Origin of the sequence: Hymenobacter roseosalivarius DSM 11622 (assembly GCF_900176135.1) — a bacterium.
Classification (GTDB): Bacteria; Bacteroidota; Bacteroidia; order Cytophagales; family Hymenobacteraceae; genus Hymenobacter; species Hymenobacter roseosalivarius.
The window spans coordinates 36,530-51,073 of sequence record NZ_FWWW01000052.1 but is presented as its reverse complement, the minus strand read 5'-3'; the positions used below and the strand labels follow the sequence as shown (position 1 = coordinate 51,073).

The 14,544-nt window shown below is 55.0% G+C and carries 9 protein-coding genes; 5 read left to right on the top strand and 4 right to left on the bottom strand.

What is annotated here, in order from left to right:
* Positions 1–94 precede the first annotated feature (94 nt).
* The 3 genes from B9A24_RS06415 (at position 95) to B9A24_RS06405 (ending at position 6,557) form a co-directional block, all read left to right on the top strand.
* A complete protein-coding gene (locus B9A24_RS06415) occupies positions 95–2,164 on the top strand; it encodes a DUF3857 domain-containing protein (protein WP_084444353.1) in 2,070 nt (689 codons plus the stop codon).
* Positions 2,161–4,116 (top strand): DUF3857 domain-containing protein, encoded by a 1,956-nt coding sequence (locus B9A24_RS06410; RefSeq protein ID WP_084444352.1) that lies wholly within the window; start codon positions 2,161–2,163, stop codon positions 4,114–4,116. The genes B9A24_RS06415 and B9A24_RS06410 overlap by 4 nt, the downstream gene beginning before the upstream one ends.
* A gap of 293 nt (positions 4,117–4,409) precedes the next feature.
* Complete coding sequence (locus B9A24_RS06405) at positions 4,410–6,557, top strand: zinc-dependent metalloprotease (RefSeq protein WP_159451966.1); 2,148 nt, start codon at positions 4,410–4,412, stop codon at positions 6,555–6,557.
* A gap of 33 nt (positions 6,558–6,590) precedes the next feature.
* On the opposite strand, the gene B9A24_RS06400 is transcribed toward B9A24_RS06405, so the two are convergent.
* Positions 6,591–8,669 (bottom strand): helix-hairpin-helix domain-containing protein, encoded by a 2,079-nt coding sequence (locus tag B9A24_RS06400; RefSeq protein WP_234997039.1) that lies wholly within the window; start codon positions 8,667–8,669, stop codon positions 6,591–6,593.
* 131 nt (positions 8,670–8,800) lie between these two features.
* Positions 8,801–9,655 carry a hypothetical protein gene (locus tag B9A24_RS06395; RefSeq protein ID WP_084444349.1) on the bottom strand — a complete coding sequence of 285 codons (855 nt, stop codon included), beginning with the start codon at positions 9,653–9,655 and terminating at the stop codon, positions 8,801–8,803.
* Positions 9,656–9,984: 329 nt separating this feature from the next.
* Here B9A24_RS06395 and B9A24_RS06390 point away from each other — a divergent pair, with 329 nt between their 5' ends.
* Positions 9,985–10,200, top strand: a complete 216-nt coding sequence (locus B9A24_RS06390; RefSeq protein ID WP_084444348.1) for a hypothetical protein — start codon at positions 9,985–9,987, stop codon at positions 10,198–10,200.
* Positions 10,201–10,272: 72 nt separating this feature from the next.
* Here the strand turns inward: B9A24_RS06390 and B9A24_RS06385 are convergent, their stop codons facing one another.
* A complete protein-coding gene (locus B9A24_RS06385) occupies positions 10,273–10,905 on the bottom strand; it encodes a sugar transferase (protein WP_084444347.1) in 633 nt (210 codons plus the stop codon).
* A gap of 826 nt (positions 10,906–11,731) precedes the next feature.
* Positions 11,732–14,056 (bottom strand): S46 family peptidase, encoded by a 2,325-nt coding sequence (locus tag B9A24_RS06380; RefSeq protein WP_084444346.1) that lies wholly within the window; start codon positions 14,054–14,056, stop codon positions 11,732–11,734.
* A gap of 236 nt (positions 14,057–14,292) precedes the next feature.
* Between B9A24_RS06380 and yidD the strand changes: the two genes are divergently transcribed.
* Positions 14,293–14,514, top strand: a complete 222-nt coding sequence (gene yidD, locus B9A24_RS06375) for a membrane protein insertion efficiency factor YidD (protein ID WP_084444345.1) — start codon at positions 14,293–14,295, stop codon at positions 14,512–14,514.
* The last annotated feature ends 30 nt before the right edge of the window (positions 14,515–14,544 follow it).

The following is a 14,544-nucleotide window of genomic DNA, read 5'->3' as shown; positions in this document are numbered from 1 at the left end:
GACACCTAGGTGTAAAATTTCACTTTATCCTGTATTGTCTCAAAGCATTTTCCTTTTTCCGAATAATCTCAACCTAATTCAATAGCAATACTTTATGCCAAAAACATTACTCCATCGCAGCGCTCTAACCTTATTGCTGCTGACGGGCGCCTCTCAACTCCCTGTCCTTGGTCAGGCTGATCCGATTAAGTTTGGTAAGCCTGACTTAGCGGATTTTGACGCCAAAAACTTCGTGGCCGACAGCGCCGCCGAGGCCGTTGTGCTCTGCGACTTCGGCCGCACTCGCTTCGAAACCGGCAGCGGCGACTTCAAGCTGATATTCGAGCGGGTGACCCGTATCAAAATCCTTAAAAAATCGGGGTACGACTGGGCTACCGTGAAGGTGCCTTTGTACAAGAAAGGAGCCAACGAGGAAAAGATTTCGGCGCTGCGCGGCTTTACCTACAACATGGTGAACGGGCAAGTGGTGAAGGAGAAAATGGCCTCCGACGCTACCTTCATGGAGCAGCAGACGACGAACAACTTCATCCGCAAGTTCACGCTGCCCAACGTGCGTGAGGGCTCTGTAATTGAGTATACGTACACCGTCAACTCCGATTTCCTGTTCAACTTCCAGGACTGGCAGTTTCAGTATTATATCCCCGTGCGCTGGAGCGAGTACCGCGCCGCTATTCCGGAGTATTTCGATTATAAGCAGCTATTTCAGGGCTACGAGCCGCTGGCGGTGCAGGAGCGCACGGACGGCATCACACAGTTCAGCTTTAGTCAGGGCGGCTCTTTCAATGACGGCGGCGGCGGTGGCCTGCGTGCGGGTAGTGGACGTACTGGTCCTAGCTCCACAACCGTTACGCCGCGCGTTACCAACTACCGCTGGGCTATGAAGCAGGTGCCGGGCTTCCGCGATGAGCCTTTTATGACTACTTCCAAGGACTATGTGGCTCGAGTAGATTTTGAGTTGGCTGGAATCCAATGGCCTGAACAGGCCTACGAAAGCGTGGCCGGCTCCTGGCAGAAAATTGACGAGGAGTTGCTTAATCACGAGAACCTGGGGTCTCAGCTCAAGCGCGGCGGATTTCTGAAGGCCGAGCTAGCTGCCATCACGGCCCAACACACCGACTTAGCGGCCCGCGCCGCGGCGGTACACGCCATGGTGCGCAAAGCCGTGAAGCATAACGGTACCGACTGGATGCTCAGCACCGGCTCGCTCAAGCACACCTATGATCAGCACGCGGGCAATTCGGCCGACGTAAACCTGCTGCTCATCGCGGCTCTGCGCGACGCTGGCCTGGATGCTAACCCCGTCGTGCTCAGCACCCGCAGCCACGGCCGACTGACGGAAACGCTGCCCTTGATGTCGAGCTTCAACTATGTGGTAGCCCATGTAGCCCTGCCCAGCAACCAAGAGCTATTAGCCGATGCTACCGATGCCTTGCTGCCTTTTGGCATGCTCCCAACGCGCTGCTTAAGCGGTACAGGTCGCCTGCTGATGCCGGGCACCGGCAAGTCACGCTGGGTAAGCCTGACGCCCACGCAACGCTACGTAAACTATCATCAGGTGCACCTCACGATGGATGAGCGTGGCGGCATGAAGGGAAAAGTACACCAGGAGAACGGTGGCTACGCGGCCCTGGATCAGCGTGAGAACCTGGTGAAAAAGGGCGAGAAGAAGTTTATGGAAGATATGGCCAAAACCCACGAGGGCTGGACTATTCCCGCTTATACCTTCAAAGAGCGCGAAACCCTGCACAAACCGCTTACCCTTGATTATGAGTTCACTGCCCCCGGTGCCGATGCTCCTGCTCTTATGCTTTACCTGAACCTGGTGCGGCACTTCAGCACGGAGCGCAACCCATTCGTGCACGAAGACCGCCGCTTCCCGGTTGATTTCGCGGCTCCTTTCGACGAAACAGTGCAATTGAACATTACCCTGCCCGCCGGCTACGAGCCAGAAGATATACCCAAACCAACGGCCGTAAAGCTGCCCGAAGATGGCGGCGTATTCACGTATCAGGTAGCAGCCTCGCCGGGCTCTATTCAGATTATGAGCCGTATGACGCTGCGTCGGGCCGTGTACTCGGCGGAGGAATACACGTACCTGCGCGAATTCTATAGCCGGATGCTGGCCAAGCACGCCGAACAGATTGTGTTGAAAAAGAAATCATGAGTTGTTTTCTAAATAGCCTACGTCGGATAGGCTGCGGCTTAGTGTTGAGCGGCCTGGTTGCCCCGGCGGCCTGGGCTGGAGGGCAGCCACCGAAGTATGCGCTATCGGATTTGCCCCCCGGCCTGCTCGAAAACGCTCACGCCGTGGTGCGCGAATACGAGGAAACCTTGCTGGTGAAATCAGTGGGGCGCACGGTACAGACGGTACGCCGGGCAGCCACCATCCTCGACGAAAACGGCAAGCACTGGGCGGGCGAGCTGGTTTCTTATGACCAGCTTAATACCGTGAACTACCTGCGCGGCGCGGTGTATGACGCGAACGGCCGCCTCATTCGGCAGCTGAAAGCATCAGACGTAAAAGACTACAGCCTCGCCGACGGCTTCAGCCTGGCTACCGACACGCGCGGCCGGCTCGCTGATTTGAGTCAACCCAACTATCCGTACACGGTCGAGTTTGAATACGAAGTCACTTCGGACAATCCGCTGTTTTACTCATCATGGCACCCGCAGGCCGGCGAGCAGGTGGCGGTAGAGCACGCTTCATTTCGGGTAATAACGCCCGCCGAGCTGCCTCTGCGCTACCAGGAGCGCCACTTACCTAGCGGCTCGGCCGTTGTGCGCGGCAAGCAGGGCACGCTGGATGTATACCAATGGCAGGTAGCCAATTTGGCGGCGCTGGAACAGGAGCCGGCTGGTCCGCCCCTGGAGGAGCTGGTGCCTGCCGTCCTGACCGCGCCCTCCGCCTTTGAGGTGCAGGGCCACCGCGGCGCGCTCACCTCCTGGCAGACGCTGGGCCAATGGAATTACGACCTAAACGCGGGCCGCGACATGCTGCCCGCCGACGTGAAAGCGCGTATCGCGGCGTTGGTAAAGGATGTGCCTGATGAGCGGGCGCGCATCCGCAGGGTGTATGAGTATTTGCAGGCCAATACCCGCTACATTTCCATCCAATTAGGACTAGGCGGTTGGCAAACTTTTCCGGCCAGCGCCGTGAGTGCCACCGGCTACGGCGACTGCAAGGCTCTGACTAACTACTGCATGGCTTTACTCAAGGCCGCCGATGTAACGGCCTACTGCGCCCTGGTGCGGGCTGACGAGGCAGATATCCGGACGGAGTTTCCGAGCAATCAATTCAACCATGTCGTGCTTTGCGTACCGCTGAAAGCGGCTAAGGCGGATACTGTATGGCTGGAATGCACGAGCCAGAACGAAGCGTTTGGGTATATGGGCAGCTTTACTGGCAACCGTCATGCCCTGCTACTCACGCCCTCGGGGGGCAAAATTGTGCGTACGCCTCGTTATGGCGCCACCGAAAACCGTCGTGAGCGGCGCGCCGACCTCTACCTGGATGCCCAGGGAACGGCTACCGTCAGCGTTCAAACGGTACGTACGGGGCAGGAGCAGGATGACCAAAGTCAGTTGCTGCACGGCCTCTCCCCTGCCGACCAGAAGAAGCGGATTGCTGAATCGTTGCCTTTGCCCAATTTTAGTATCACTAAGTTCAACCTCGCCCCCGACCGACGCGTGGCGTTGCCAGCCGTAGTTGAAACGCTTGGTCTCACTTTGCCAAATTTTGCCCCCCCGAGCGGCAAACGCGCTTTCCTGACGCCCAACCTGCTTAGCCGCCTGCCGGCGCTGGCACCGCCCGTAGGCGAGCGCCGCGCCGATATCTGGCTCGATCACGCCTTTTCGCACGCCGATACCGTGCGTATTCATGTGCCAGCCGGCTTCCAGGCGGAAACCTTGCCGCCTCCGGTGCAGCTTATAACTGCTTTCGGAACATATTCCAGCCAAATTCAAACTTTACCCGACGGTACTTTACAATACGTGCGGCGTCTGCACATGCCCCGCACTCGCTTTCCCCGCACTGATTATCCAGCCTACGTCGAGTTTCGCCGCAAAATAAGCGCCGCTGATAAGACGCAGCTGGTGCTATTGAAGAATGAGGCATAACAAACCTTGTGTTAGAGAAAAGCCGGCTTCGAGCCGGCTTTTTTTGTGTTTGGGGGGCAAATCAATTGTTAGCTGGTGCCGTTGAAATCCGATGACTATCGTTGCGTAGAAACACTGGCCGACTCCCGCTTGCTGATAGTAGGAGACCTTTCTCGGGCTGAGGCGTAACTTGTTTGCCGGTAGTTGCTTCTAGATATACTATGCCCTCAACTTTTCCCTGGGCTGGCCGCCCTACGGGGCGCTGGCTGCTGTCTTTATTGCTGTTGTTGAGTACTGTTGCAGCAGTTGCGCAAGTGCCTAAAACTATATGGGTGGATGCCGCGCCGGGCACTGCCGCTGCTCGGGTTTCGGTTTCCGGGCTAACTCAGTTTCGGGCGGTTCGCTTTCAAACAACGGTCCTGCGGGCGGCGCTGCAAGCCGCTCCGGCTCTCCGCAGTAGTGATAAGATCAGTGAGGGAATAGTGCTTTCACTTCCTTTACCAGATGGCTCCAGCCAGCGCTTTCGGGTAACGGAAACCGCTGTGCTGCACCCCCGACTGGCAGCGCTGTATCCGCGCATCAAAACATATAATGCCCAAAGCCTTGATAACGCGACAACTACCGCTCACCTCGATCTGACGCCGGCCGGCTTTCACGCCCAGATTCTGATGGGTGCCACTACCGTTTACATCGACCCCGCCGCGCCGGGTGACACCATAAACTATCGGGTTTTTTATCGCTCAGCAATGCGCCAAGGCGGAGCAGCCTGTCTGACCACCGATGCAAAGCGCAAATTACCCCCCACAAAAAATCAGTTGCGGGCCAATGGCGCTCAGCTCCGCACCTATCGGCTGGCCGTGGCTTGCACGGGCGAATATGCGATTACCAAAGGTGGAACCAAGGCCGCCGCCCTGTCCGGCATCGTAACGACGGTGAACCGGGTGAACGGTATTTATGAGCAGGAGCTGGCCATTCAGCTGCAATTGGTGCCAGCCAACGATGCGCTGCTTTTCCTCGATCCCGCCACCGACCCCTATACCAACACTAACGCGTCGGATTTGCTCACGGAAAACCAGCGCACAATAGATGCGCTGATTGGCTCGGCTAACTACGACCTGGGGCATGTGTTTGGTACGCGGGTGGGCGGTTTGGCTTACGTAGGCACGGTGTGCAACACCTTGTTCAAAGCGGGCGGCACCACGGGCCAGGCCGACCCCAGCGGCGATGCCTTTGATGTAGATTTTGTGGCGCATGAACTGGGCCACCAGTTTGGGGCCGATCATACCTTTAACGGCACGACCGGATTTTGTGCGGGCAGCCGCGCTGCCAGCTGGGCGTATGAGCCGGGCAGCGGGGGCTCCATTATGGGATACGCGGGCCTTTGCTCGCCCCAGAATATTCAGCCGAGCAGCTTCCCCTATTTTCATTCACGCAGCCTCGATCAGATTCTGGATTACGTGGCGGCGTTCGGTACCTGCGCCCAGGTCACGGCCAGCGGCAATCAGCCACCGGTAGTAGATGCGGGGGGCAATTTTCGCATTCCAGCCCGAACACCTTTCACGCTCACCGGTACCGGCTCCGACCCCGACGGCGACGCGGTAACCTACACCTGGGAGCAGAACGACCTTGGCCCCGCCGGCAACCCAAATAGCCCGGTTGGGGATGCGCCCCTATTCCGATTTTTGCCCCCCAGCGCTTCTCTCAGCCGTACTTTCCCCGACCTTGCCAGCTTGCTTGCGGCTACCGCCCCGCCGCCCGGCGAGCTACTGCCTACCTACGCCCGGCGCTTACACTTTCGCCTGGTGGCCCGCGACCAGCGCCGCCCGGCCGGGGGCACCGATTACGATACGACCAGCGTAGCCGTGGTAGCCCCCGCCGGCCCATTTCTGATAACGGCCCCCACCGCAGCCGCTATCTGGCCGACCGGGTCGACGCAGCAAGTAACCTGGGACGTGGCGAATACCGATCAGGCGCCCATCAAGGCCGCGCAGGTTTCTATTTTACTTTCTACCGATGGTGGGCTCACCTTTCCGACTACCCTGGCCGTAGCTACGCCGAATAATGGTACGCACCCGGTACTACTCCCCGCTGGTCTGAGCACTACCACCGCACGCATCAAGGTGCAGTCGGTGGGCAATATATTTTTCGCTATTTCTCCCCAGGATTTCACTATCTCCACCGTGCTGAGCAGTTCGACTTCTGGCACTCCGGTTGCTGGGTTGGAAATTTTTCCCAACCCCAGTACCGGAGTTTTTCAACTAACCGTAAATAACCGGCAGGCGGGCCCCATTACAATGCACGTCATGGATGCGCTGGGCCGAACTGTTTGTCAGGAAACGGTGAGTAAAGCCGCTGCCCCACTTCAGCATCACCTCGACCTGCGCCACCTCAGCCAGGGCATCTACCTCCTGCGCCTGACTACGCGGCAAGGCACCAGCATAGTACGGCTGTTGAAGGAATAGCCGTAGCGCGGAAATCTATGCAGTGAGTCTGCCTTAAAACGTATAGCGCGCCTGCGCTTTTATATCAGAGCGAATTGCGCCTCCTATCTCTTCCAGGCCGGAGCTGATTACTTGCTGGTGGCGGTATTGGGTGGCGGCATAGCGCAGCCAGAGCGTAAGGTGACGAGTGCATTTCACCTCCGCCAGCGCGTAGGTGCGGGTGCCTTGGCCGGCAAGGGCAGGCACCGAGAAAGCGTACAGCACGTCCTGCTCGAAAGCATATTGGCGCGTGTCGTAGTCGTCGGTATCAAAGAGGGCGTAGCGGGCACTCAGGCGCAGGTAGCGGTTGAGGCGCACGGTGGCATCCTGAGCCAATAAGAAACCTGTGTGCAGAGTAGCGCCGTCTTCGCGGTAATGAGTGCCTTGCAGGCGCGTACGCAGACTGATGGTAGATAAAGGCGCGGCATCGTAGAAAAGCAGCAGACTGCGGCGCTCGGTGGGTACGGGCTGGGGCACGGGCCGCACAGGCGTCAGGTCAGCGTTCTGGTCCTTGGTACGAGAGCGTACCTGCACATAGAGTTGGCTGGTTTTGGTAGGCGCAAACGACAAGCGCAGCAAATAATCGTGGCCTCGTGAAGGAGCATCCACCCGATACTTCAACCACGGAAACCAGAATTGATCATAGTACCCCGTGACTTCCCAACGCGGCGCAGGTCGCACTTTCAGGCCCAGGTACAACCCGCTTTCGTTGATGTTATGCGTATTTTCTCCAAACGCCTGCCCGTAAAAGGTGTGAAAGTTCCGGTCGTAGCGGCGGTAGAGGACGGAGGCTTCTACGTTGGTGGCTAAGCTGGCTAACAGGCCATTTACGGTGCCTAAGCCACCGCTGCTGGAGCGGGCTGTCTCCCCAAAAAAGAGCACATTTCCCAGCACATAGCTATAGTGTACTCCCAGCGCCACGTTGTCTTTACCCCGAAACTCAAACTGATTGTATGGCTCGGGGCGGCGCTGCAAAGCCATGCCGTAGTGCGTGCCTACCGCCGTGGCCCCAGCCGCAAAATTGCCCCCCAGACTCGTATACGTCACGTTGCCACCGCCGATAGCTTCGTGCAGGCGCTGCCGGTTGGCCAGCTCAGTAACCGTGCGGTGCAAGCCACTAGTGCTGATACCCGACGAAAACGTATTGAATTGCGCCAGCGAATCGGTGGCGAATTGCTGGTTAGCATCCACTTTTTTGGCCGAGAAAAATGCTGTTGCCCGTACTGATTTGTGCAAGCTTACGGTAGCCGCCGCCCCACGAAAGAACGAGCTTTCCAGCACCGAAGAATATGGCCGGACTCCTAGGCTACTGCGCCGCAAGGTGGTTATCGTTTCAGCGCCTTTGCCCACCTGCAAGCCCGACGAGAGCAATAGTCCTTGCCCAAATTGCAACTGATAGTCGCCTAAAGCCAGGGTTTTGAGCCAGCCTCGCTCCTGCACTACAAAGTGCGCGGAGTAAAAATCGGCCCCCAGTCGTCCCTTGCCAGGTTCCCAAACCAGTGGCTCACCCGCATCTTTCTCAGCAGTAAAGCCCAGGCTGAAGTCGCGCGTGTGGCTGACGCGGTAGCGCACCAACAGCTTATCGGGCGAGCCGAGGTAGCGACTGAGCGGTCGGCCGGTACTGGTAGTATCGGGGGAAGCATAGCCACGACGCGCCTGCAAACCACGCTCGTAGCGCAGGAATAAGGCATTGTTGTCTTCGTGCCGGATACGCTGCCATAGCGGGCCACGAGCATCATTCTGGTTTCCGGACTGTACCGTCACGAAGGGCGCCACCCGATAAATAGAGCGCAGCTGCTCAAAGCCCGTGATGCTTTGCAATTCATACAAACTCAGCAGCGGCCCAAGCTGCTGCCGATGATCCAGCAAAGCGGAGATCTGCGTTTCCGACAGCAACAGCAAGCCCCGTAGCTCCTCGCGGCTGGCGGTATTCAGGTTTAGAGGCGTCTGATAATAAAGAAGCAGCGTTTCATACACATCTTCAAAAGCCACTTCATCGCTCTGGATTTCGGCAAACAGCTCCTGCACCAGCCGGTCCAGATCGGCGGCGGGGCGCACGTAGTCCTGCGCTTGAAGACTGAAAGGCAGAGTCAACCACAGCAGCCCGCAAGCCCACGCTACAGCGCGACACCAACTACGTTTGCTGGCAGTTGCGCATCTTAGCGTTTCGTCGTGTGCGCCCCACAGCATTGGCATATCCTGGGGGGCTTTTTTGTAAGCAGTCCTCACTTTTTAGCCCACTGCAAGCTCACTCCCACATGCTGACTCAAGCCCAGTGCTGATTGCCAGGCCGCGGCATAGTCAATCTGAAAGCGGCCGGCTTTGAAGCCTACTCCAGCCGTAGTTTGCTCCACGAGCGAAGCAAAGCCGGCTCGGAGCGCCAGCGTCTCCAGCATCTGATACTCAATACCAGCCTTGAAATCAGCGGATTGCTCTACATCTTTTTCCGTTTCCACATTCAGCATTAGCTTACTTGTGGGGCGGTACGAAAGGCCCGCTTTAAGCACGGTGGGCACCCGCTCATCTTCATAAGCAGCCAGGCGCGCTTGGTTCAGATTATACAAATATCCCCCGAATACCAGGCGGTTTGGAATCAGCTCGGCCTGACCGCCCAGAGAAGCAGCTACTACCCTTCGGCTTCCCAAACCCTGAATACTGACTTGCAACACGTCCACGCGGCCACCCACGCTGATCTGTCCGCCCCGGTATCCGTAGCCTAAACCCAGGCGTTGTTCAGCGTACAAGTTGTTTCCGAAGCGCTGCGCTTCGAAGCCTACTACACCTCGGCTGGGGGGCTTTTCGGAATGTACAGAACCAACCGGCGTAGCCACCACAAGCGCCACCGTATTGAATGCGGAGCTTAAATAGCGGTTTTCAGCATAGAAGCCGACACTGGTTTGACTTACCTGACCGAGCCCGGCTACGTTGTTACCTACTGCCCAAACATCAGTGATTGTAACGGACGCGTTGCCCAGCGCCGCCGCTCGCGCCCCCCGAACGCCGGGACCGTTGCCAGCGCTTACAGTAGAAGCAGTAAAGGATAGAAATAAGACTCCTAACGATAAATAGCCGTTTTGCATAATAATGGGATAAGAAGCCCATACTGGCTTCAGCCCCTTTTAGCAAATTTCGCGGCAAATCTGTGGCTTTGCCCATTTATTGTAATAAGACGCTTACTAAATACACCTAATTTAGGTCATTATCATATAATGTACTGGTCAGCTTGTACATTATATAATAATGAATAGTCAAATGCATTCATTACAACATTTCTGAGTAAAACTAATAGCAGATCAAATACTTGTACCATCTAAGTAGCATGAATTCTGCAACCTTTTTATAGAATTGACATCCTATATTAAGCTCGGGAAAATCTATTGAAATGGGCTCTTTAGCTTACTGAGTATATTTGGTGATTGATAAGCACCATATTATGAACCCAGAAGAAGAATTTTTGGAGAACGCGGCTACGCTGTTACGCTATGCGAAGGAGGAGCTAAAGCAGTTTTTGGTGTGGACAGATAAACAAGCTGCCTACGGACAGAAAGCAACAGCACTGGTCCAACAACTTGATAGATTAGCAGTGGAAATGAAGGAACTCCAAAAAGCTTATAAGACGCGTTAAGCTTCAACTGATCAAGTTCTTAGCAGACCATGCAAGCTTAGTCTGCAAATACTTCATTCCTAAAAGACTTTTTCAGAAAGCGTTTTCATCACCACGGATGGCTTGCAGTATAGTCAGAGCCACAATGCGCACGTCTAGGAAGAAAGACCAATTGCGCAAGTACCAGATGTCGGCCTGTACCCGGTGCTCCATGGCCTGCAGCTCGCGCGTCTCGTCCCGGTAGCCCTTAATTTGGGCCCAGCCCGTGATGCCGGGTGTGACGGCGTGGCGCTCCATGAAGTTCGTGATGCACTGGGTGTAGTCGAGTGTGTGCTGCAGCATGTGGGGCCGCGGGCCCACCACAGACATATCACCGCGCAGGACATTAATAAACTGGGGCAGCTCGTCGATGCTGGTCTTACGAATAAAGGCCCCGATGCGGGTAATGCGGCTGTCGCCCCGGCTGGCTTGCTTCCGGTCAGCCTCGGCACTTAAATACATGCTGCGAAACTTCAGGCAGTAGAAAGGCTTACCATGCTTGCCCGTGCGCAATTGCTTGAAGAAGACCGGCCCGCGGCTCTCGAACTTAATCAGTAGGCCCAGCAGGGGTGCCAGCCAGCTAAGCACGAGCACGACCACCAGCAAGGAGAAGCATAGGTCAAAGCTGCGTTTGAGCATTGAGTTAGTGTGATGCCCACTAGGATGATGGGTAAAGATTTGATACATATGAAATGAGTTGCAGAGGTAGAAGAGCGGAGTAAATGAGCAGGGTACTCATTTATTTCTATGATACTGACTAGGCTTTACAAACTTATAAAGGGTAGAACTTACGCAGTTGCGGTTGTGAAACAGCTTTTAGAGCGCTTGGGGGAGGATTTTTAGGTTGCTGAAGCAGCTTTTATTGCTTTAGCAACTACTTGATTTACATAATCTTTAACACCAACTGCGTAAGTACTGAAAGGTTCGGATTGAAAAATTCTATTATTTAATTGCCTTTAAACTTCTTCAAAACTAAATAGGCGGCCGTTCTTTTGCATATAAAATGCAACAATTATTTCGAATATTCCTATTATTCAACAATTATTGTAAAAGTATAAGTAATAGGTATCTATATATCACCTTACTCATAACATACCTATGAATTTATATTTTTAATCACCATTAAATAAACCATTTGATAAGCATTGTTATCAAGTGGTTGTGTTTATAATCTGTTTAGTAGTAAGATGAGGCACTAAGTCCTATATTTTACCTAGCAAAGCTTATGATTGCTTACCAATGAGTTTCATAATTTAAAATAAGTATAATAATATATATGAATGAGTTATTTTGAAGTTAACTGCTCTCACCAATACTTCATCTCTTATAACTTATCTAAGCTACAAGAGGCTATTAATCAAATACATATGTTTATTTAAATCCACATATATACCAGAAGTATAGAAAGAAATTATTTGACGAATGATTTGTTACCTAGCGTGAAGGTATTGCACATAAGAAAGCCCCCCAGATTAGTCTGGGGGGCTTTTCAAAAGGTAACAGAGTCGTGGCCTTACATCTCTGCGCTGGCCTCAGCTTTTTCTTTGTCCTTTTTCTTCTTGATTTTGATCTTGCCAGCCTCAGGCGATTTGGTTTTCATCTTCCCGGCTTCACCAGCACCATCTACCTGGTTGGACGTACTGACAGCGATGTTCCCTACACCCGGATTAGGACCCTTATTTACCACTGTCATTTCATCGACGAGGTGCTTAGCGCCGCCGAGCTTATCCACGCAGAACAGCACATAGCGAATATCTACGTTGATGCACCGCTTCAGGTCAGGATCATAGGCCAGGTCGCCGGTCATAGCTTCCCAGTTACCATCGAAGGCCAGCCCGATCAGCTCGCCGCGCCCGTTGATGACGGGCGAGCCGGAATTGCCCCCCGTAATGTCATTATCGGTGATGAACGCTACCGGCAGCTGGCCGTTTTTGTTGGCGTAGGGACCAAAATCCTTGCTTTTCAGCAATGTCAGTTCCTTAGCGGGTACCACGAACTCGGGGTTCGAGGCATCTTCTTTTTCCAGAATCCCTTGGCCCGTCGTCTGATAGTCGTAGCTCACGGCGTCGCGGCCTTCGTAGGAGCGCACGGTGCCGTAGCTCAGGCGTAGCGTGGAGTTGGCATCAGGCGAATACACTTTATCGGTGTTTTTGGCCCGCAGGCCCGCTACGTATTGGCGGTTAGCCCGGCTCATAGTAGCCTGGCTGGCCTGAAGCTGGGGGGAAATTTTCTGCACGTAGTTCGTGTACACCGAGTTCATCGTCTTGAACGCTGGGTCGGCCTCCAGCTTGGCCAAGGTAGGCGCCGCCAGAAATGCGTTCAGCTTCGTTGGTGAGGTCATGAAGGTGTTGCCAAATACATAGTCGGCGTACTTTTTCATGGAGCCACCATACTGTTTGGCTACCGTTTGAAACACCTCCGGCTGCTGGGCCTTGGGCACGTCGGTGTAGTACAGACCCATCAGGGCTGCGAACACCTTCTTATCCGTTGGGGCGCTGTAGTCTTTGAAGAACTCGGCGGCGGGCTCTTTCAAATCGGCTGTAGCCTTCTGAATAGCGGCTTTGTCGGCGTTCGGGTCTTTCAGCAACGAATACAAGGGCAGCATTCGAGCCGCGAACGTCATGATTTCGGTGCCAAAAGCGGCTTCATTCAGGTACACATTGCTTAGGTTGAACTCACGCAGGGCCGCGTAATTCTGGTTGATATCCTGCAACGCGCTACCGTAGAGCTGCTGGCGGGCGGGGTCGGCCGCAATCCACTGGGCAAACTGGACTTCTTCCGCCTTCTTCTTATCCACCGTTTTCAGGCGCTTCATACCTTCGTTCTGGCCTATAAAGTACTTCCAGTAATTGGCAATGCTGGCGTACTTAGAGGCGTATTTGAGGCGAAGCGCCGGGTCGGCGTCCATATCTTCCTTCCAGAGTTTCAGGCGGGTATCGCGCAGCTTAATGCGGGCCGGGTTGCTTTGGTCGAGGGTGAGCTGCAGGCCGGCGGCGGGCAAAAAGCGCTGCGTGCGGCCCGGAAAGCCAAACACCATCGCAAAGTCGCCTTCACTCACCCCTTGCAGGCTTACGGGTAAATGCTTTTTGGGCACATACGGCACATTATCAGCCACGTAGCTGGTGGTGGGCTTGTTGTCTTTGGAGGCATACACCCGAAACATGGAGAAGTCGCCGGTGTGGCGGGGCCACATCCAATTGTCGGTGTCGCCCCCAAATTTGCCCACTGATTCGGGTGGGGCGCCTACCAGGCGTACATCGCCAAAGCGCTGATATACAAACATGTAGTACTCGTTGCCGGCAAAAAAATCGCGCACGTAGGCTACGTACTGGCCATTTTCTTTGGCAGCGTCAGCCAATTGTTTCTGCCGCTGCTGCACCAGCGCGGCCCGCTCCTGCTCCGGCGTTTGGGGCGTGATACCCTCCAGCACCTGACCCGTTACGTCTTCCATGCGCACCAGAATATCCACGAACAAGCCGGGATTGGGTTTTTCTTCGCTCTTATTAGCGGCGAAAAAGCCGTCGGCAAGCAGGTTTTTCTCGGGCGTACTATGGCTCTGAATGGCATCGTAGCCGCAGTGGTGGTTGGTCAGCAGCAAACCCTGGCCGCTCACAAATTCGCCCGTACAAAAGCCCCCCAACTGCACCACCGCATCTTTGAGGCTGGCGTTGTTGATATCATAGATTTCTTCGGCCGTCAGTTGCAGACCTTTCTTCTGCATATCGACGTAGTTGAGGCGCTTCACATACATCGGCAGCCACATTCCTTCATCGGCACGAGCGGCCATCGGCAGCAACAGCGCCAGCAGCAACGCATTTGCCCAGATTTTTTTCAGCATAAGGGTGAGTAATGAGAATGAAAAAGTTAGTTGGAAAGAGCATTCTGTATCAGCTACCAAACTTACGCATCTGCCGGGAGTAGTAAGGCAGGGTGGCACTACGAAGCCCGTTGGGCAATTCGTAGTGCCACTATCGTTGCTGACGCCTACCTACGCCAGAGTCGTTCGACGATAGTGGTACTACGACGGGAGAATTCGTAATACCACTGCGTACTTTTCCTACTCAACCCTTCCCCATGGCTTCCCTGTTCCGGCGCTTTTTTCTTGCCCTTATCTGGGTGTATCGGCACTTTATCTCACCCCTGACGCCAGCCAGCTGCCGATTTCAGCCTACCTGCTCAGCCTACGCGGCCCAGGCCATCGGCAAATTTGGCCCCTGGCGCGGAGGCTGGCTAGCTCTGCGCCGCATTGGGCGCTGCCACCCGTGGGGTGGTCACGGCTTCGACCCCGTACCCTGAGCGGAGTAATGCGTATAGCTAAGCGCTACC